Source organism: Paenibacillus sp. J22FR21, from assembly GCF_056269135.1.
Genome location: NZ_JBWDNJ010000005.1, coordinates 559451 through 579379, shown reverse-complemented (window position 1 = coordinate 579379; position 19929 = coordinate 559451). Strand labels below are relative to the sequence as shown.

Sequence of the window (19929 nt, the reverse complement as noted above, 5' to 3'; positions counted from 1 at the left end):
ATCCTCGTGTCGGCGGTTCGATTCCGTCCCGAGCCACCATTTTTCAAACTGTAAGTTCATATGCCGGTGTAGCTCAGTTGGTAGAGCAACTGACTTGTAATCAGTAGGTCGGGGGTTCGAATCCTCTCGCCGGCACCATCATGGAGGATTAGTGAAGTGGCTAAACACGGCAGACTGTAAATCTGCTCTCTTCGAGTTCGGTGGTTCGAATCCATCATCCTCCACCATATTTATACGGCGGTCGTGGCGAAGTGGTTAACGCACCGGTTTGTGGATCCGGCATTCGTGGGTTCAATTCCCATCGGTCGCCCCATTTTTTCTAACCAAACTAAATGCTTCATGTTGGGGATTAGCCAAGCGGTAAGGCAACGGACTTTGACTCCGTCATCCCTAGGTTCGAATCCTAGATCCCCAGCCATTACGAGTCATTAGCTCAGTTGGTAGAGCACCTGACTTTTAATCAGGGTGTCGTAGGTTCGAATCCTACATGACTCACTTTATCTTGTTACGCGGTCATGGCGGAATTGGCAGACGCGCTAGATTCAGGTTCTAGTGTCAGCAATGACGTGGAGGTTCGAGTCCTCTTGACCGCACCATCACCATCTGCGGAAGTGGCTCAGCGGTAGAGCATCGCCTTGCCAAGGCGAGGGTCGCGGGTTCGATTCCCGTCTTCCGCTCCATCATGGCGCCATAGCCAAGTGGTAAGGCAGAGCTCTGCAAAAGCTTCACCCCCAGTTCGAATCTGGGTGGCGCCTTGAAAGTTTGTTTCATGAATCGCGGGATGTAGCTCAGCTTGGTAGAGCACCTGGTTTGGGACCAGGGGGTCGCATGTTCAAATCGTGTCATCCCGACCATATTTTCTGCGGGTGTAGTTCAATGGTAGAACTTTAGCCTTCCAAGCTAATAGCGTGGGTTCGATTCCCATCACCCGCTTTCCGCATGTATAGAAAAGCCTTTTATCCTTTGGGATAAGAGGCTTTTTTGTATGAAGGAATCTGTTGGTAGGTTATTTTGGATGAAAAAATTTGATAATAGAAGGCTGATACGAGATTCTCTTGAGTGGAATCTAATTTATAAAAAATAACATTTTTCCCTTTATTCAGTCTATGAATTACTATAAAATTAGTCTAAAGTCCTACTTGATATATTGGGGGAGTAATCGATGTTTAAAAAGATTAAGGAACTTTTCGCACTGGATAGAGCTTTGCAAGTTAAAAGTGCTCGAGTGAAAGAACTTGAAATAATGAGCGACAATCTCAATAATGTCGTCGAGGATGCGATATCTCAAGCAAGAATGGGAGTACAAATTGAATCTAACAAAATCATTTTAGAGGCACAGGAACAAGCGGTGTCCATTATGCAGCAAAGTAACCTTGAAGTAAACCAGCTTGAAGGTAGGAAGTTGTCTATAATGTCTGAGATAACTGAGTTGGAACTAAAAGCGGATGTAACTTCCAAAGAAATTAAAAAGTATGAGAAGCTAATTCGCAAAGGAAAAGTTGAAAGCCAAGGTATAAAAAATCTTGTTGAGAAGTTTCCACAAGCTATTAACTTTACAATAATTGAGAAGGAATTAAATGCTTTTGAACAAGCATTAACTGACGAGGGCATCCTGGATACTGTGGTACATCTAGATCTTCACCACAAGAACTCTAAAATTTTACGTGGCGAAATGAATGCAAACAATAAAGAAATTAAAACGTTGCTAACAGCATATCAATCACGATATACAACAAAAGCGAATATGACAATTTACGATTTAATGGTCATCGGATTACAGGCTGAGCTTCAAAATATCTTATACACATTAAGCTATACGAATTTAGATAGAGCTTTAGAAAACTCGAAAATTCTGATTGACAAGTATCTAAAGATCGCTGGAAGTGGAAATGCGAGCATACTACCGACTATAACAAGGTTCCTTTCTGAGCTTGATCCTTTGTTTGAGAATGCAATTCGAATTGAATACAAATATTACATTCAAAAAGAACAGGAAAAAGAAGAGCAACGCAGGATACGAGAACAAATGCGTCAGGAAGCGGAAGAAAGGAAGTTGCTCGAGGAGGAACGAAAGAAAATTGAAAAAGAGGAAGAGAAATACCTCAATGAATTGTTGAAAAATAAAGAACTATTAAGTAAGGAGACGGATCTAAACAAAGTTGCAGCATTGGAAATTAGAATTATAGAACTGCAACAGCAATATGAAAGACTTGAGGAGCAAAAAGAGGAAATTATCAAAAGAGCAAATGGAAAAGCCGGCTACGTATATGCGATTTCCAACCTCGGATCATTTGGTAATCAAATGTTTAAAATAGGTATGACAAGAAGACTAGAACCATTGGAACGAATAGATGAGCTCGGAGATGCATCGGTACCGTTTAAGTTTGATATTCATGCAATGATATTTAGTAATGATGCAGTAAGCCTAGAGCAGAAGCTTCATCAGATGTTAAATAAACAGCGGGTAAATAAGATTAATCTTCGGAAAGAATTTTTTACAATAAATGTTGAAACTCTTCAAAATATTGTGCAAGATATTGATCCAACTGTCGAGTTCATTACAACAATGGTTGCTATGGAGTACAGACAGAGCCAAAGCATAGTGAATGACGAGCAGGTTGCTTGATGCGCTGAAACTGGAAATATATTTAACTTGTGAATAAGGGAGAATTGGAGATGGGGTTCTACGTACGGAAGTCAATTTCACTCGGAGGAATTAGGCTCAATTTTTCTAAATCAGGGGTAGGAGTCTCAGCAGGAATAAGAGGATTTCGAATAGGTACTGGCCCACGAGGAAACTACATACATATGGGTTCGAATGGATTGTATTATAAAAAAATGATCGCGAGAAGACGAGGGGCTTCAACTAGACATAAAATAGAAGATGATAAGTTAACTCGTGATAATGTTCATATGCAAGAAATTGAAAGCACTGATGCGTTAGATATCAATGATTCTACCTCACAGGATCTACTGAATGAAATCAACAAGAAATACAAAATGTTTCCTTTGTGGATATGGGGTATTGTTCTGACAGTACTGTTGAGCTCGACTTCATTTATGATGCTTGGTATCGCTGCTATCGTAATCCTAATCTTTTTAGATAGATTCCGTAAAACAACAATAATTATTTATGATATTGATGATTCAACAGAAGCCAAGGTACAGAATTTTTATGACACGTTTAATGATATTATGTCGTCAGGAAGCAAATGGCATATTGGTGCATCGGGGAAGGTTAGTGACCGAAAATATCATGCTGGAGCATCCACAGTTATTAGGAGACAGAGCATTTATATTAAGTCTGATGTTCCGAAATATATTAAGACTAACGTCAAGGTTCCATGTATTCCCGTCGGCCAACAAAAACTTTATTTCTTTCCTGATAAAGTATTAGTTGTGCAGAATAAAAAAGTAGGAGCTGTCAGTTACGGAAATATTAAAATGAACTACGCAAATACCAGATTTATTGAGGAAGGTGCTGTTCCTAAAGATACAGTAGTTGTTGGACATACGTGGAGATATGTTAACAAAAGTGGAGGACCAGAAAAACGCTTCAAAAACAATAAGCAATTGCCAATTGTACTCTACTCTGAAATTTCATTTCTTAGTGATACAGGTCTCAATGAAATGATTCAAGTGTCGAAACCAAATCTTGGTGATGCGCTAATGCACTATCTAAACAATAATGGTTTTAATTACGTCAACGAAGTAAAATAACTCAGTATCCAACTACTACTCATTTAATTAATGTATCAAGAAGTTATTAATATAAAAAGACACCGATTAGGTGTCTTTGTACAAGTTACCCAGATTGTTCACATACGAAATACTATTTTGCATTCACGTCCGGTTGATGGATCCCAATAATGTTACCTTCTGTATCCATATAGTACCCCTGCCACGCCATGCCGGGCAGTGCGTATTTCGGTAATGCGACTGTGCCGCCGTTCGCTAGGATCTTGGCTTCCGTCGCGTCGTAGTCGCCGGTTCCCATTGTGCAGGCAAAACCATTCACAGGCTGCCCCGGCTGTGGAGAAGCGCCATGGCGCTGCATCAAAGCACCGTTGATTCCCATTGCATCCGCATCACCTGTCACAGCTCCAAAGTAGGGCATGCCGGCGTAGCTGCTGTAATCCTCGAATGTCCAGCCGAATACTTCTCCATAAAACTTCTTAGCGCGGTCCATGTCATCGACATGAATTTCGAAATGTATGACTCTTCCCATGATAACCTCCATTGTTTTGGCTTCCTTACATGATTCTTGTAATAGGGTTTCCTTTCCTACTTGATCCATAACAAATAACAAAATAAAAATAAACCCGACCAAGGATGATCGGGTTCCGGTAGTTAGCTGCTATAGCTGCCATGTTTCTTCTTATAGTGCCCATGGCCATAATTGGAGTGATGTGTGGGGTACTGGTTACCTTTCTTATAATCGCTGCTGCTGTGATGCTGATGTCCGTAGTGCCCGTGTGAACCGTGATGCTTGCGGCCGAGCAAGGAGTTGAAGAGGCGGTTCAATAGATGTCTTAACATACGCGTTAGACCTCCTATATCAAATTCAAGTGGAAGCGCTTTAGACTTGTAAAATAATACGTAGCTTGACGGATCAGGTTTCGTTATTAATCGCCCAATTGCAATTCGATAATTAGGAACCGAGCACCTGTTGCAGCCGTAAGTGAAAGCAGGGAGTGATGCGGATGTTAGGTGCATGGTGGCGGGAAAGGTGGTTCAATTGGCTGGATTATCCGCTCCGGGATGGCGCGGTATGGGCGGGCAGGTATAGCATTGAGCAGTTCCTAGGCATGGGGAGCTACGGCCAAGCTTATCGCTGCACGGATCTTAGAAGCGGAGCTATTGCCCTAATGAAGCGAGGTAAGCCGAGCAAGCGAAGCTTGGCCCGTAAGATGCTTAAGCGTGAGAGCGAGATTCTTCGAGAACTCCATCATCCGCAAATTCCACAGTGGCTGGATTATGCCGCTCATGGCAGAGAAATGGTGCTCGTCATGGAGCTGGTTGAAGGAAATAGCCTAGAGCACGTTGTAATGGGGAGCGAGAGAAGATACAGCCAGCAGGAAGCATTGCGCCTCATCCGGCAATTGCTGCAGCCGCTGCGGTATATGCATGAAGCCGGCTATATTCACCGGGATGTGCGTATCCCTAATGTTCTGGTTAGTGGCGATAAACTGGTTATCATCGACGTTGGGTTAGCTTGCCGAATAGGCGAAGAGTCTGCCTGCGACAAGGTTGAACCAAGCGGATTCGCGGACAGCTGGGGAGCCGTGAAGCACCGGATGCGTGTGCCTGAACCGGCAAGCGACTTGTATGGCCTAGGCCATCTCTTCTTGTTTCTTATGTACGCAGGTTACATCCCGCATGAAGGACAGGAGGAGCTGGGCTGGGAGGAAGAACTGGACCTTGATCCGGTGGTACAAGACTTTGTGCGAGGATTGCTGGAGAACAGATGGCAGACGGCGGAAGGATGCGAGCAGGAGCTGGTGCGGACATTGAAGGTGTTGGAAGGCCCAGCCTGCCAGGAATAAGTTGGTTGATAAAATTGCTTAATCCTACCATTCGCTTCAATTGAGAGCCTGGTTAGGGTACAATCTATATATATTGGTTGAAATGTAAAGGGGTTTAGGTATGGATTTACAAAAAGAAATGCTGCAGTTGAATGTGAATAATGCCATTAAAGGTACGGTTAAGACCAGCTTGAATGATATCCTTGGACAGCTAACGAAGGATCGGTTGAATTTCATCGCTGCCAATTGCGCGCTAGCGGGGCGCTCCAAGCTGAAGAAGCAGGAGCTCGTAGATGCGCTTTGCGATCGGATTACGAATGTGACGCAAGTACGGTCGGCTTTCCTTACAGCGGAGCCGCAGGAGTGGGAGTTTGTGAACCGGCTTCTCGAAGTATCGTATATTCAGGATAATACGATTTACGCCGATGCTTACTTGTTTCTGATGGATAAAGGGTTGGTATTCAGCTTCCTGGAAGGGGACGAGCTGTTCTTTGTTATGCCGGAGGAAGTCAAAGCCGTGTATAAGAAGTTGGACCAGAAGTCTTTCCAAGAGGAGCGCCATGTAAACCAACTGGTGCTGCGCTACATGGAGGCTGCTGCTAACTTGTATGGCATCTGCCCCGTGAACAAGCTCATTGAGATTATTAACGACCAGAACGATGTTGGTTTGACGGAAGAGAAGCTCCATGCCATTCGTTTATCTGTCTCCGATAAGGTGCTGACTTGGGATATTCAGCGCGGATTTCTGTTTAGCGATAGCCTAGATGGCGAAGACTTGGACGATTATGAAGCGTTCTTAGAGAGCGTGAAGGACAAGCCGTACTACATTCCTCCCCAAGAAGAGCTGCTGCTTTATGCGAATATCGATTATTTCGAGAAGACGCCTCAGTTGGAGACATTGAAGAGCTACATCATGCAGGAACTAGGCAAAACAGAGAAGCAGGCGGAGGCGCTCGTGGATGATATCCAGCTCGCTTGTGCGATGGAAGAGCCGCTTAGTGTCATTATGGAAGAGTTTGATCAGCGCAAGATTCGTTTGAACAAGAATCAGCTAAAGGATGTTGCGCCGTTAATTATTAATGTGCATAACAATACGAGAATGTGGTCTAATCGCGGTTTTACGCCCAATGAGCTAAGACCGAAGACAGTGGAGAATGGGAATGTGATCCAGTTTCCGGCGGCATCCTCGAAAGTCGGAAGAAATGAACCATGTCCATGCGGCAGCGGGAAAAAACATAAAAAGTGCTGTCTGTAGGTTATGGAGATTCAACTTGAACAGCGAACCATTGATGTTCATGTCGCCTATGGGGCTGGGAAGAAGCTATCGATCCAAATTGAGCCTACAGGTTTAATTACGGTGAAGGCTCCTAACGGCACCGGCGAAGAGATGATCATTCGTGCAGTGAAACAGCATGAACGAGCGATTACGGCACAGCTCGATCGGATAGAGAAATCTCGTGAAGCGCTGACGTTGAAAGAGTATCAAGAACAGGGCAAGTTCCTCCATCTGGGGAAGTACTGCTTGTTGAGCGATTTAATTGATATAACGGCGCAGAATGAAGCAGAGCTTCGGCAACGGTTGAAGAAATTTTATTTTGCCAGCTGTAAGAAGATTGTTCTGGAACGTATTGCGGCCTATCAGAAGCAGCTGAAGGTCACGCCAAAGTCGATCGAGATCGTAGAATCCAGCACCAAATGGGGGAGCTGCAGCTCGAAGAAACAACTCACGTTTAACTATCGTCTGGCCATGGCCCCGATCGAGGTCATTGACTATGTCATTATTCATGAGCTGTGCCACCTGTCACATATGAATCATGATCGGTCGTTCTGGAGACTTGTAGGAAGCGTCATGCCGGACTACAAAGAGAAGGAAGCGTATCTGGCGCGGTATGGACAGGCGATGACGTTGTAGGCATGAAATAGATTGTTCACGTGCCGTGCTTGAAAGCTAAACCGAAGTTGTAGCTAAAGCAGGTTTCTCGACATTGAAAACCCACATCCTAATGGATGTGGGTTTTACTTTTGGCGGGGTCTTACAGATTCCAAATGCGGTACAGGATGACTGCCGCTTCGGCGCGGGTGAGTGAGTCGTGCGGCGCGAGGTTGCCGTTCTTGCCGTTTACGATTCCGGCTTTCACCAGTGCTGCCGCGCTGTCTTGCGCGTACCCGGAAATTGCAGCGGTATCTGCATAAGCATCTAGTGCTCCGGCAGTCCCGATTGGCTTGCCGGCGGCGGCCAGTGCACGTGTTGTCAGCACCATCATATCTTGACGGGAGATTGTGCTTCCTGGCTGGAAGGTATTATTATCGAAGCCGGTTGCGATTCCCAGCTCCTTGGCGATAACCAGCTCGTTGTAATAATATACGGTTTGCTCGACATCGCTGAACATAGCGCCTTCTTTGCCTGAGCCATGCAGTTCCAGTGCTCTTACTAGGAGAGCAATAAAGTCTGCTCGTTTAATGGAGGCGGCTGGAGAGAAGCTGTTCTCAGCTGTTCCCTTGATAATAGTATGCGACGCCATAGCCTCTATGGCTTGTTTGGCCCAAGGTACATGCTGCAGGTCACCGAACGTCTTGAATACGGAGCCTACCGCATAGGTGCTGAAGTGGGTCGTTTGGAAAACAACCGTTTGGCTTGCCGCATCATATCGAGCGTTCGGAATCTGTGTCGCCTTGCCTTGACCGTCGATGTACCAAATCACGATATGATCCGGGTTGCTGAGTTCTTCCGCCGTCGGCGTGTAAGGGATTGCGACCGATACAGGCGCAGCCGGATTGTTCCATGCAAGGATGGTGTTGCCTGCTGCGACTAAGTTCAGATCGATAACCGGACGGTTGCCAATCAGCTCGCGGGTAACGGCATCCAAGCTGTCTGTTGAAGCTTTGCCCACACGGATGGATACTTGCTCTGCTTTGTCTGTCACGCTGGACAGCATGTTGCTTGGAATTTGGATCGTTGCGTTCTCGGTCTTCACCGAAAGGACGAAGGATTCTTGCCCTTTCAGACTTTGTGTCGGTAATTGTACTTCGTACGATGTCGCGTTCGCCTGCTTCGGCAGCTCAATGACGACTTGTTTCTCGCCGTTAGCTGCAGGAGCGGCTTGCTCCAGCGCCTTCTTCAAATTATCGCCTGAAATCGTGCCGATAGCGCGTCCGTTGTCCGTCTTCATTTCCGGATTAATCGTAACGACGCCGTTCTGATTCTGGACGCTGCCGGTTGGTAGGCTGACAATGCTGCCACCGCCCTGATAGGTCTTCGTAGTGGTAAGCGTTAGTACACCGTAAACGGATGTGTCCATATAGCCGTTACCCGTCGTATCGTTCCACGCGGTTACGCTTTGGCGGGAGCCGTCCTTAGCGTCATTGATCTGCACGTCAAAACCGAGCTTCTTGTCGTTAGCCGGCGTAATCGAATTCAACGGGATTTTCACTTCAACCGTGTAATTGGTGCCGGACACCTTAGTTGCGGATTCGAAATCGGCTGCAAGGCTTGACGGATTGAAGGAGGTCTCATTGTCAAAGTTTACTCTGTACTGACCGTCATCCTCTTGATAGAACGATGTTTTCGCGTTGTTTTGATCTACGAAGATTTCGACGGAATCTTGTTCATACTTGTTTACATTTGCTTTGTCGAGCTGTGCGTCGCTCACCTGAATCAATACATACAGATTGTGCTCATCCCAGAGCGCTTTGGCAACTCCGCTCGCTCCTTGCCATGCCGTTTGATACCGGTTAATCGGTATTTCCTGTGTCTGGCTCCAAATCGCGTCAACGGTACCATCGACTACCGGCGTAGCAGCGAACGCGGTTGCTTGATTGGCTTCTGCCAATACGGGCTGATGCTCTTCCATAAATGCAGCCGGGTCGATCACGCCGTAATAAGCCGGTTTGGCTTGCAGATTCTTATCAAACAATAGCGGGTTGGAAGCGGCCCGCCAGCTCGTATTATCATCCATGCCCCAGAGGGTAACCCGCTTGATATTAGCAGCATGTGCTTGGAAAATGTCAAACAGCTGTGCATACAAGTAACCTTGAGCATTGGCAAGCGGCTCGGACAGCTGATAGTTGCTTCCTGCCTGAATGTCGAGCTCCGTAATGCTGATTTCTACACCTAATGAAATAAACTTCTCTAAGGACAGTTGTACATTGTCCGGGTTCGTATTCACACTGTAGTGGGCCTGCATACCGACACCATCAATGAGGAGCTTGCCAGGGTGCGTCTCCGCATATCTGTCGTTTATTTCTTTGACCATGTTGGTGATCGCTTGCGCTTTATTCTGATTATCCTCGTTGTAATCGTTGTAATAGAGCTTGATGTCCCAATCCGGATGCGCATTCAGCACTTCTCTTGCTGCCAAGAATGCCTGCTCTACATAATCCGTTCCAATCGCATTATTCCATGGTGTTTGGCGCAAGGATGCCTCCCAATCTGCAGGGTCGGAGGGGTTATCGTTCATCGCTTCGTTAACGACATCCCATGAAATGACCTTACTGCCGAAATGCTCCATGACCGTTTGGATATGGGTCTTCAAATTCGTGAGTGCTTCCTCGCGGCCTAGTGGAATCGTGTTGTCATTGCCATCCTTAGTCGTATTCAGCCACGCAGGTGATTGCTGATGCCATACCAGCACATGCCCGTGCATCTGAAGACCTTCAGCCAGCACTTTATCGACAAGTGTATCGGCTGCCGCAAAGGTAAAGTTGCCCTTCGTAGGTTGAAGCGCATCCGGCTTCATTGCGTTGCCTGCCGTTACGACGTTGAAATGCTGCTTCAGAAGCTCGAGTCTGACGCCTTCCAGATCCTCAGAGGAAATCGCGTTACCGATGAGGAAATCGTCCTGGTACGTGTCTTTAATAGGAGCCAGATCCTTCTGAATGGAGATCGGGCCGGAGCCTGTGCTTTCAAAGCTGATATCGTCGATGTAGTAGGAAGCTGTTTTGTTAGCGGAGCTCTCTACATAGATCGATAAGAACTCGCTGCTTACATTGTTGTATCGGTAGGTACCTTCGTATTTCACCCAGCCGTCGCTTGCGCTGATTGTTTTGCCAGCAAGCTGAACATAGTTCGCGCTGCTTCCTTGACCAACCTGCGTAGACAGCTGAAGCTGCGAGCTTGCGGGAGAGATCAGTTTGACCCAGGCTGTGATTTTATATTCGGAGCCCTTGTCTACATATTTCTCTACGCGCAATGTCGGCCCATGCCATGTATCAGTACGGCCTTCTACTTTCAAAGCGTAAGAGCCTGCTTCGGAATGATTGGCTTCATTGGTTACAGTCAGTGTTTCCGTACCTGCCCGGCCTACAAAGCCGCCTGCCGTTTGATCCTCAAACGTAACGGTGCTGAAATCCAAGGCCGGAGGCCGCGGCTCTTCTACCTCAGGCTCTTCCGGGGTCGCAGTCACTTTCTCGGTGATGAGGACATCCCCGATGTAGAAAGGTACGGTTTTGCCGGATTCACTGGATTGCACGCGCAGGCTCGAATCTTTGCTCGTATCCACCGTAAACTCTTTTGTCAGCGTGAAAGCTGCTCCGGCTGCGAAATTTGCGCCAGCTAAGAAGCCGTAGCTGTTCACCGTTTGCAGATAGGCTTGTGAACCGTCTGGTATGACCGTGCCGGAGTCAACATAGCCTTGAACGGTTACGGTATAGGTTTTACCGTTCGTAAGTCCGATGTCGGTGAATTTGAAATCGGCTGCGTCCCAGGTATTCGCCCTGTTGCTTACGGATAAAGCAGCTCCGTCGGCATTGCCATCAAAGACCTTGCCGGTAACTTGCGTCAAGCTCGCGCCGCCGGATTGCGTAGCAGCGCCTTTGCTGCTGGCAAAGTCCTCGTGATATACCGTGTTTACATCTGTCGCTGGTTTCTTAGCCGTGATGAGGATATCGCCCACGTAGAACGGCACTGTTTTGCCGGATTCGCTGGATTGCACGCGCAGGCTCGTATCTTTGCTCGTATCCACCGTAAACTCTTTCGTCAGCGTGAAAGCTGCACCGGCAGCAAAGTTAGCGCCAGCCAAGAAGCCATAGCTGTTTACCGTTTGCAGATAGGCTTGCGAACCGTCAGGCACGGCTGCACCTGAATCCACATAGCCTTGGACAGTTACGGTATAGGTTTTACCGTTCGTAAGTCCGATGTCGGTGAATTTGAAATCGGCTGCGTCCCAGGTATTCGCCCTGTTGCTTACGGATAGAGCAGCCCCGTCGGCATTGCCGTCAAAAGTCTTATCGGAGACCTTCGTCAAGCTGGCACCACCCGATTGAATGGCTTTACCAATGCCGCCGGCAAAATCTTCGTGATAAACAACGGTCGTCTCTGCAACCGCAGCTTGTGCAGCCGGAGCCAACAGGCCGGAAGGAATAAGCAAAGCTGCTGCCAGCAAAATCGAGATTACGCGTTTGATTGTTCGAGTCATTTATTGCATCCCCCTGCGAGTGAATTTGGTAAATAAAAATAAAGCGCTTACAATCGTAAGCTGATGCAACCTCCTTTCCGTTCTTATCCTCGATTATAGCCCGTGTTAAAAACTTCTTTTACCAGAAGAAGTAAACAATATATTGTACAAATTAAATATAAGAGCCGATTTGATGTAGTATAGAAGATAATGTAAGACTTCGAAGGAGGAGCTTGTGATGGGGATCTTATCGAGGTTTAGAGACGTGATGAAAGCCAATATGCATGGTTTGCTTGACCATGCGGATAATCCGGAGAAGACTGTAGAGACGTACATGGAGAGCTTACATAGCGATCTCGGCCAAGTGAAGGCGGAGACTGCGGCAGTACTGCTTGAGGAGAGCAGAGCCAAGCGGGAGTTGGATGAATGCAGCGCCGAGATCAAGAAGCTGCAGCGATATGCGGAGAAGTCTGCGGAGTCCGGTGCAGATGAGAATGCGTTCAAATTTCTGGAGCTCAAATCGAAGCAGACCGAGAAATATGCGGAGGTGGAGGCTGTGTACACCCGGGCTTCCGCGAAGGCGACGATGATGAAGCATATGCAGGATAAGCTCGTGTCCGATCTGGCACAGCTGGAAGCGCGGCATACCGAGCTGAAAGCGAAGCTGGCAGATGGCAATGCGCAGCAACGAGCTGGCAGCGAAGCGAGCGCTGCCATCAGCACAATGGAAGAGAAGGCGAATCAGGCGTTGAACGAAGCGATGGCTCTAGTTGAGCTTAGAGCAGAGGCACAAGAAGACGATCTGGACGTATTGATCGCCCAGCTCGAGAAGCAGTCAGCAGCAGGTACGACTGCAGCATCTGCGGCCGCTGTACAGACAACACCTGAAGATGAGCTCACAGCAATCAAAGAAAGATTAAAGTCGAGGTGAGCAACGTGGCGACGGTTATCGAGTATAAGTGTCCCAATTGCGGCAGCGGTATGGTGTTCGATGCAGGCACAGGAACGCTGTCTTGTCCCAGCTGCGGACGACAGGATCAGATTGATCAAATCTCCGATCCGCTGAAACAGCAGGCAGTTACAGAAACCGATGTGAAGGAGTATCACTGCAACAGCTGCGGAGCGGTCATCGTAACGGAGCGGGAGACAAGTGCAACGACATGCAGCTTTTGCGGATCTGCCGTGGTGCTGAGCGATCGGTTGTCGGGGGATTTTGCTCCGGTAATGGTGATTCCCTTCACGATCTCTAAGGAAGCCGCGATGAAGGCGTTCAAGAAATGGTGCAGAAACGGTTTGCTTACGCCTAAGGGGTTCATGACAGCGGATCGGATCGCCGGGATCACAGGGATGTACGTTCCCTTCTGGCTCTATGACTTGAACAACGGCATTGAGGTTCACGGCCAGGGCACGAGGGTTAGAATCTATACACAAGGCGATTATAGGTATACAGAGACGCAGCATTTCAATATCTATCGCAAAATCCGGTTGAACTATGTAAGGCTGCCGATCGATGCATCGGAGAAAATGAATGATGAGCTGATGGATAAGCTGGAGCCGTTTCCCTATGATCAGCTGAAAGCATTCAAGACCCCTTATCTGGCCGGTTATCTGGCGGAGAAATATAGCTATAATGATGAACAGTTATTTCCGCGGGCAAAGGAGAAAACGAGCTCCTACATCGATGCCTATATATCTTCAACGGTACAAGGGTACTCGAGCGTGATGTACACCGATAAGCAAATCGACACGACCGTGAAACAGGCGGATTATGTGCTGCTCCCCGTGTGGATGATCAGGTATAACTATAATCGGCAGGAGTATACGTTTGCGATGAATGGTCAGACAGGGAAGGTAGTGGGCAAACCGCCTATTAGCAAGGCGAAGGTAACCGCATGGTTTGCAGGCGTTTCTACAATTTCATTCGTGGGGTTAAAGATCGTTTCCTGGATGATGGGAGGCGGGTTCCTGTGAGAAAACAGCCTAAGCTTCTGGCCGCAGCGCTCGTCGCACTTACGATTTGTTTGATGGCCTTAATAATTCCCTCATTGTCTACAGCGGCGGCAGCTGCGACGGGGAATAAGAAGCTCATTTATGATCAGGCTCATCTGCTCAGCGAGCAGGAACAAGTTGATCTGAGCACCTTGGCGACGAAATACGGGGCTGATCGAGAGACCGACATCATCATTCTTACATCCGCTAATACGGAGAACCGGGATGTTCAGCTGATGACGGAGGATTTCTACGATAATGAGGCCCCGGGGTATGATAAGCCACACGGTAATGCGGTTATCCTGACCATGGACATGAACAATCGTCAGGTTTATTTGGCCGGCTTTGGCAAAGCGGAAACCAGTCTCGATAGCGGCAGGCTGGACAAGATTCGAAACGCCATTTCGCCGGATCTGACGCAAGGTGATTATGCCCAAGCATTCACAAGGTATATTACGCTCTCGCACAAGTATATGGGGTTCAAGCCCGGCGTAAATCCCGATAATATCTTGTTTACCATCTGGTTTCAGCTGGGAGCAGCGTTAGTCATCGGGGGTATTGTCGTCAGTGTGATGGTGTTTCGTTCAGGCGGCCGAATTACAGTCACTCGGGCGACCTATGAGGATTCAAGCACTTCAGGCGTGTTGGAGCATGCGGATCAGTATATTCGGACGACTGTTACGAAGAGCAGGATTCCGAAGAACAAAGGCCGCAGTTCAGGCGGCGGTGGCGGCGGCGGGACTAGCGGCGGCGGTCATTCCCATAGCGGAAGCAGAGGGTCTTTCTAATCGTCAAACAATACGGATTATAGAAGGGATGGGAATGGCATGGGGCTTTTCGGGAATCAGTTCGCAAACGTTGTGGAATGGGAAGAGTTTAGGGATGATATGATTTTCTGGAAGTGGAACAACCGGGAGATCAAGAAGGGAAGCAAGCTCATTATTCGCGCCGGTCAAGATGCTGTTTTTCTGAATAACGGTAAGGTAGAGGGGATTTTCAAGGATGAAGGCTCCTTCCAGATCGATTCGGACATCATTCCCTTCTTGTCTACGCTGAAAGGGTTCAAGTTTGGCTTCAACAGCGGCATGAGGGTAGAGGTTCTCTTCGTGAATACGAAGGAGATTACCGTGAGATGGGGCACGCAGAATCCGGTACTAATTCCAACCACTCAGCTTCCGGGGGGGATGCCGATCCGCGCTAATGGTACGTTTACGTTCAAAGTGAGCGACTATATGGCGCTGATTGATAAGATTGCCGGGGTCAGACAAGATTATTTGGTCGAGGATGTCAAAATCCGAATCACTGCCGTGCTGGATCAACTGCTGATGAAGTGGATCAGCCGAGAGGGCAAGGATATGTTCAATCTGCAGGCGAATGCATCCGACATTGCGAAGGGAATTCGCGAGGATCTGGATATGCAGCTGATGGATATCGGGATCGCGATCACCGGTTTCCAGGTCATGAGCTTCAATTATCCGCAAGAGATTCAGGACATGATTACGAAGACGGCTTCGCATGAGATGATCGGCAATTTGCAGAAGTATCAGCAAGTGAGCATGACCGATGGCATCTCATCCGGGAAAGTGCAGGGCGGCGGAGCTGCCGCGGATATGGCCGGCATGATGATGGGCATGAATATCGCTGGCGAAATGCTGAAAAATATGAACCACCAGAACCAGAATCAGCAAGCTGAGGCAGATAAGAGCTCAGACACAGCAGCGGTTCCTTCGTCCACGGGAGGCGGCAAGAAGCCGAACTTCTGTCCCAATTGCGGCGCCAAGAATGAAGGAGCCAACTTCTGCCCGAATTGCGGCCAGAAACTGGGCTAGGGTAATTGGAGGAATTTAGATCATTTGTCCTATACAAAACAGGGATTTAATGGAAGGCGTCGAAAAGGGATAGGTAATCCTACCCTACTCTAATGTGATTTGTTTCGAGGATGGTCATACTCGGATTGGAAAGCGGAGATCGACAATGAACTATGCAGGTAGAATCGTGATTACGACTGTTGTGATGGCATTGATCGTGATAGCCCGTATTTATGGGAGCATGTATTACAATTTCCCGCTCTTCCAATTACCGTATCTTGGCGTGCCTGCAGTATTGATATGTTGGTGGCTCGGCAGCCAATATGACAAGGTCAGATTTTACGCGGAGAAGGATGTATTGACCGAAATCTACAACAGGAGATTCGTCATTCAGCAATTCCCAAGACTCCTTGCGCGAATGGACAAAAAGAATGAGAGCCTGCAATTGTTTCTCATTGACGTAGATAACTTTAAACATATAAATGATACGTACGGACACGAGATGGGAGACAAGGTGCTCCAGGCTATTGCAACGATCTTGTCATCGCATGCTGCCAATAAGTCAATCATTGCACGTTGGGCGGGTGATGAGTTCCTAATTATCTCTCCACTTTCGAATGCAGACAGTAGAGATGGAGATGTCATGATGATACAAATTAGAGACACGCTCAAGATATTATCGAAAGCGTACAATATGGATGTATCGGTTTCTATTGGCACTTCCGTGTATCCGTATGATGCGAAGGACTTGGACGATTTGCTGAATGTCGCAGATCGCGAAATGTATGACATGAAATCAAGGAAGCTTAAAACCACATTCGCATGAGAATGTGGTTTTTTTCTGTTTGGAAATCATAAACGGCATTAATTAATAGCCTTAATATTCAAAATAAAAATAAAATTGGAAATATTGAGAAAATGTATTGTAGGATAAAGCGCCTTCAATTACACTGATGCTATCAGACAGGCAGAGTGTATGCCTGGAAGATATGGAAGAGAATTGAATGCAAGTTGGAGGCTTGTTATACCAAAAGGAGGCTATTGAAATGGCGGCAGGGAAACAGAAAAAGATGTTATTCGGTGCGGTCGCAGGTGTGTTGCTTGTAGGCGTTATGGCAGGCTGTAACGACAACGGCGGCGGGTCAGGGAAGAAGGTCACGCTGCGCATGATCGAGAGCTTGACGAGTCCGGCCCGAACAACGGTTTTGAATGAGATGATTTCCAAGTTTGAAGCAGCCAATCCGAATATTAAAGTTGAATTGATTTCGCCTCCTTTTGACCAAGCTGACAATAAAATCAAAACCATTCTCGGAGCTAAGCAGGATCTTGACGTGTTGGAAGTGCGCGACTCCACCATTTCCGAATTTTCCAATAATGGCTACCTTGAGCCGCTTAATGACTACGTGAAAGACTGGTCAGATTATGCAACTGAAGTCGACGTAGCCAAGTCGGTGGCAACGCTTAATGACAAGCTGTATTTTATCACGAACGGCATGTATCAGCGTCAGATGTTCTATCGCAAAGACTGGTTCCAAGAGAAGGGCATTCAACCGCCGACGAATTATGAAGAGATGGTTGAGGCCGCGATTAAGCTGACAGACGCAAGCAAGAACCGTTATGGGTTCTCGTTCCGTGGCGGAGCGGGCGCTAACGGCGTACCGGATACGATTATTCTGAACTACAACTTTGATAATATCGATCATGATGATTCAACGTTCCTGAAAGACGGCAAGTCGATGTACTCCACGCCGGAAGCGAAGAAAGCACTTGAACTGTATGTGAAGCTTTACAATGAGGGCTCTCCGAAAGACTCGATCAACTGGGGCTACCAAGAGCAGGTTCAAGCATTCACATCAGGAGTCACCGGCATCCTGCTGCAAGACCCTGACGCTATCCCGGCTTTAATGGAGAAAATGGATGTCAACACCATTGGCACAGCTCCGATGCCGAGAGGGCCAAGCGGTAAGGCGTTTACGGCAACCGGCGGCGCAGGCTGGGGGATCACGAATTACTCGAAGAACAAGGATGAGGCATTTAAGCTGATCGCCTTCCTATCGAGTCCGGAACAAAATACGTATTTCGCTCAAAAGACGGCCCTTATTCCTATTCATTCCACGGCCAGCGAAGATGCATTCTTCCAAACGGATATGTATAAGTCGCTGCTTGAAATGTCCAGCAAGCCGGACGAATTCGTGAACCTGAAAGCGAACACGAAATATCCGGGTATCGGCCAATGGGGACAAATCGCGATGGAAAGCGGTCAATCGATGCTGCTGGGCAAAGTATCGCTTGATGATACCTTGAAGCAATGGGATCAGTTCTGGGCGGATCAACGAGCAAATTTGAAAAAATAAATGGATGCACAAGGGATGATGGGTGACGAGCAGTCACCCCTCATCACCACTTAACTCCGAATAAGGTGGTGCGATTCATGAAAGATGATCAGCCTTCCATCATTGGGCGAGTGCAGGCCAGTTACCGCAATTCGCCGCGTGGCTTCATCTTTTTCAGTTTGTTGCCTACAGTGGTCCTGATGCTTGTATTTACCTACTATCCTTTCTTGCGCGGTATCGTGATGGCGTTTCAGAACTATCAGCTCTTCGATCTGACTGACGTTCATTTCATCGGCTTTGACAACTTCAAGAATATGTTTCAAGATTTGAAATTTAAACATGCCTCGATTAACAGCATCTATTGGGTGTTCATCTCCCTTATTTCACAATTTACGATCGGTATGACTGTCGCACTGCTATTAAACAAACGGTTCCGCGGGCGGGGAATCTTCCAGGGCTTTGTCTTCTATCCCTGGGCGCTGTCCGGATTTCTGATTGGCCTGATTTGGAAATGGATGTTCAATTCACAGATCGGAGTCATCAACGACTTGCTGCTCCGAACCGGAATCATTCATGAGCGAATCGGCTTCTTGTCGGATCCGAATTGGGCGATGGCCTCGGTCATTGTTGCGAATATATGGTATGGAATCGCCTTTTTCGCGATCATGCTGCTGGCCGCGCTGCAGTCGGTGCCATCCGAGCTCTACGAAGCAGGAAGCATGGACGGCGCTAACGGCGCACGCAAGCTGGTGAACATTACACTGCCGTATATTATGCCGACTGTCATTACGACTACGCTGCTGCGCGCAATCTGGATATTCAATGATCCATCGATTATTTATGGGTTAACGAACGGCGGGCCTGCCGGCTCAACGCATATTTTGTCTTCCCTTATGCTTGACAAGATCATGTACGGCGGCGATTATGGCGCGGCTTCTGCAATCGGCATCCTCATGATCGGCATTCTCATGCTCTATACGATCTTTTATTTAACCGTGACGAGATCTGAGAAAATGGGGGACTTCTAATATGAAGCGGCACCTGTCGAAAGGGTTGAAGGTCGTTTTCTTGACGATCTATTTAATGGTGATGGTGTTTCCGCTCTATTGGATTGTGATCACATCACTGAAGCCGCAGAAAGAAATCTTCTCCTTCCCGCTGAAATACTGGCCCGATCATTTGAGCTTTCAAAATTACATCAACATTATCAAAATTTCCAAATTCCACATCTATATTGCCAACAGTATGCTGATTTCGCTCAGTGCTGCAGCGGTTGTTGTCTGCATTGCGGTTCTTAGCGCCTATGTGCTGGCCCGATTTAAATTTCGCGGTCACCGGCAGATCATGCTGGGATTCTTTCTGACGCAGATGCTTCCGGGCTTCGTGGCGCTGGCCCCCCTATATTTGCTAATGTCCCGCTTGGATTTAATTAATACGCGATCCTCGCTCATTCTGATGTACACGGTCGGTTTAATTCCGTTTTCGACCATATTGCTAAAAGGTTTTTTTGAACGGATCCCGTCCAGCCTGGAAGAGGCGGCGATGATCGATGGCTGCTCCCGGATGTCGGCGCTGATTCGCGTCATTATGCCAGTCATGCTCAATGGGATTGCGGCCACTTTTATTTTCGCCTTTGTGCAGAACTGGAACGAATTGTTCATGGCGGTCCTATTTATCGATGACGAATCGCTCAAGACGCTGCCTGTGGCCATGAATTCCTTCGTCATGAAGTTTGATGTGGATTGGGGGGCGATGTCGGCAGGAACCGTGTTGTCCGTCATTCCGACTATTGCTTTGTTCGCCCTTGCGCAGCGATTCATCGTCGAAGGGTTGACGCAGGGGGCTGTTAAGGGATAACAGCCGGCGTACAGGGATGGAAGGA

16 protein-coding genes and 10 tRNA genes are annotated in these 19929 nt (G+C 47.6%); 23 read left to right on the top strand and 3 right to left on the bottom strand.

The annotated features are described in order from the left end of the window. Positions 1 to 62: 62 nt before the first annotated feature. From AC0YNS_RS21050 to AC0YNS_RS20995, 12 genes are all read left to right on the top strand, one after another. Positions 63 to 138, top strand: a tRNA-Thr gene (locus AC0YNS_RS21050). 4 nt (positions 139 to 142) lie between these two features. Continuing rightward, positions 143 to 227: transfer RNA gene (locus tag AC0YNS_RS21045), tRNA-Tyr, on the top strand. Between the two features lie 10 nt (positions 228 to 237). Beyond that, positions 238 to 313 (top strand) — tRNA-His (locus AC0YNS_RS21040). A 30-nt stretch (positions 314 to 343) separates the two neighbouring features. Then, positions 344 to 418, top strand: a tRNA-Gln gene (locus AC0YNS_RS21035). Between the two features lie 4 nt (positions 419 to 422). After that, positions 423 to 495, top strand: a tRNA-Lys gene (locus AC0YNS_RS21030). Positions 496 to 509: 14 nt separating this feature from the next. Next, positions 510 to 596, top strand: a tRNA-Leu gene (locus AC0YNS_RS21025). A 9-nt stretch (positions 597 to 605) separates the two neighbouring features. Next, positions 606 to 680: transfer RNA gene (locus AC0YNS_RS21020), tRNA-Gly, on the top strand. 4 nt (positions 681 to 684) lie between these two features. Further along, positions 685 to 755, top strand: a tRNA-Cys gene (locus tag AC0YNS_RS21015). Between the two features lie 22 nt (positions 756 to 777). Next, positions 778 to 854 (top strand) — tRNA-Pro (locus tag AC0YNS_RS21010). Positions 855 to 862: 8 nt separating this feature from the next. Further along, positions 863 to 933, top strand: a tRNA-Gly gene (locus tag AC0YNS_RS21005). Positions 934 to 1162: 229 nt separating this feature from the next. After that, entirely contained in the window at positions 1163 to 2626 is a 1464-nt protein-coding gene (locus AC0YNS_RS21000) for a GIY-YIG nuclease family protein (RefSeq protein ID WP_475782921.1), read from the top strand. Between the two features lie 50 nt (positions 2627 to 2676). After that, a complete protein-coding gene (locus AC0YNS_RS20995; RefSeq protein WP_475782920.1) occupies positions 2677 to 3720 on the top strand; it encodes a DUF4236 domain-containing protein in 1044 nt (347 codons plus the stop codon). Positions 3721 to 3832: 112 nt separating this feature from the next. Here the strand turns inward: AC0YNS_RS20995 and AC0YNS_RS20990 are convergent, their stop codons facing one another. Then, a complete protein-coding gene (locus AC0YNS_RS20990; RefSeq protein ID WP_475782919.1) occupies positions 3833 to 4228 on the bottom strand; it encodes a VOC family protein in 396 nt (131 codons plus the stop codon). A 122-nt stretch (positions 4229 to 4350) separates the two neighbouring features. After that, positions 4351 to 4539 (bottom strand): hypothetical protein, encoded by a 189-nt coding sequence (locus tag AC0YNS_RS20985; protein WP_475782918.1) that lies wholly within the window; start codon positions 4537 to 4539, stop codon positions 4351 to 4353. Between the two features lie 164 nt (positions 4540 to 4703). On the opposite strand from AC0YNS_RS20985, the gene AC0YNS_RS20980 reads away from it, so the two are divergent. From AC0YNS_RS20980 to AC0YNS_RS20970, 3 genes are all read left to right on the top strand, one after another. Beyond that, entirely contained in the window at positions 4704 to 5546 is an 843-nt protein-coding gene (locus AC0YNS_RS20980; RefSeq protein WP_475782917.1) for a serine/threonine protein kinase, read from the top strand. 100 nt (positions 5547 to 5646) lie between these two features. Further along, complete coding sequence (locus AC0YNS_RS20975) at positions 5647 to 6780, top strand: YecA family protein (protein ID WP_475782916.1); 1134 nt, start codon at positions 5647 to 5649, stop codon at positions 6778 to 6780. 3 nt (positions 6781 to 6783) lie between these two features. Continuing rightward, positions 6784 to 7437: a M48 family metallopeptidase gene (locus tag AC0YNS_RS20970; RefSeq protein WP_475782915.1), complete on the top strand. Its 654-nt coding sequence runs from the start codon at positions 6784 to 6786 to the stop codon at positions 7435 to 7437. 121 nt (positions 7438 to 7558) lie between these two features. Here the strand turns inward: AC0YNS_RS20970 and AC0YNS_RS20965 are convergent, their stop codons facing one another. Then, entirely contained in the window at positions 7559 to 11938 is a 4380-nt protein-coding gene (locus AC0YNS_RS20965) for an endo-1,4-beta-xylanase (RefSeq protein ID WP_475782914.1), read from the bottom strand. A gap of 217 nt (positions 11939 to 12155) precedes the next feature. Here AC0YNS_RS20965 and AC0YNS_RS20960 point away from each other — a divergent pair, with 217 nt between their 5' ends. From AC0YNS_RS20960 to AC0YNS_RS20925, 8 genes are all read left to right on the top strand, one after another. Next, positions 12156 to 12848, top strand: a complete 693-nt coding sequence (locus tag AC0YNS_RS20960; RefSeq protein WP_475782913.1) for a PspA/IM30 family protein — start codon at positions 12156 to 12158, stop codon at positions 12846 to 12848. A gap of 5 nt (positions 12849 to 12853) precedes the next feature. Beyond that, positions 12854 to 13888, top strand: a complete 1035-nt coding sequence (locus AC0YNS_RS20955) for a TFIIB-type zinc ribbon-containing protein (protein ID WP_475782912.1) — start codon at positions 12854 to 12856, stop codon at positions 13886 to 13888. A 53-nt stretch (positions 13889 to 13941) separates the two neighbouring features. After that, the gene (locus AC0YNS_RS20950) at positions 13942 to 14694 is read left to right on the top strand and encodes a TPM domain-containing protein (protein ID WP_475782940.1); all 753 of its coding nucleotides are present in this window, start codon (positions 13942 to 13944) and stop codon (positions 14692 to 14694) included. Between the two features lie 39 nt (positions 14695 to 14733). After that, on the top strand, positions 14734 to 15735 hold the full coding sequence (locus tag AC0YNS_RS20945; RefSeq protein WP_475782911.1) for an SPFH domain-containing protein: 1002 nt from the start codon (positions 14734 to 14736) through the stop codon (positions 15733 to 15735). A 145-nt stretch (positions 15736 to 15880) separates the two neighbouring features. Next, positions 15881 to 16540: a GGDEF domain-containing protein gene (locus AC0YNS_RS20940; protein WP_475782910.1), complete on the top strand. Its 660-nt coding sequence runs from the start codon at positions 15881 to 15883 to the stop codon at positions 16538 to 16540. 220 nt (positions 16541 to 16760) lie between these two features. Continuing rightward, complete coding sequence (locus AC0YNS_RS20935) at positions 16761 to 18068, top strand: ABC transporter substrate-binding protein (RefSeq protein ID WP_475782909.1); 1308 nt, start codon at positions 16761 to 16763, stop codon at positions 18066 to 18068. 77 nt (positions 18069 to 18145) lie between these two features. After that, the gene (locus AC0YNS_RS20930) at positions 18146 to 19075 is read left to right on the top strand and encodes a carbohydrate ABC transporter permease (protein WP_475782908.1); all 930 of its coding nucleotides are present in this window, start codon (positions 18146 to 18148) and stop codon (positions 19073 to 19075) included. 1 nt (position 19076) lies between these two features. Continuing rightward, positions 19077 to 19904 (top strand): carbohydrate ABC transporter permease, encoded by an 828-nt coding sequence (locus AC0YNS_RS20925; RefSeq protein WP_475782907.1) that lies wholly within the window; start codon positions 19077 to 19079, stop codon positions 19902 to 19904. The last annotated feature ends 25 nt before the right edge of the window (positions 19905 to 19929 follow it).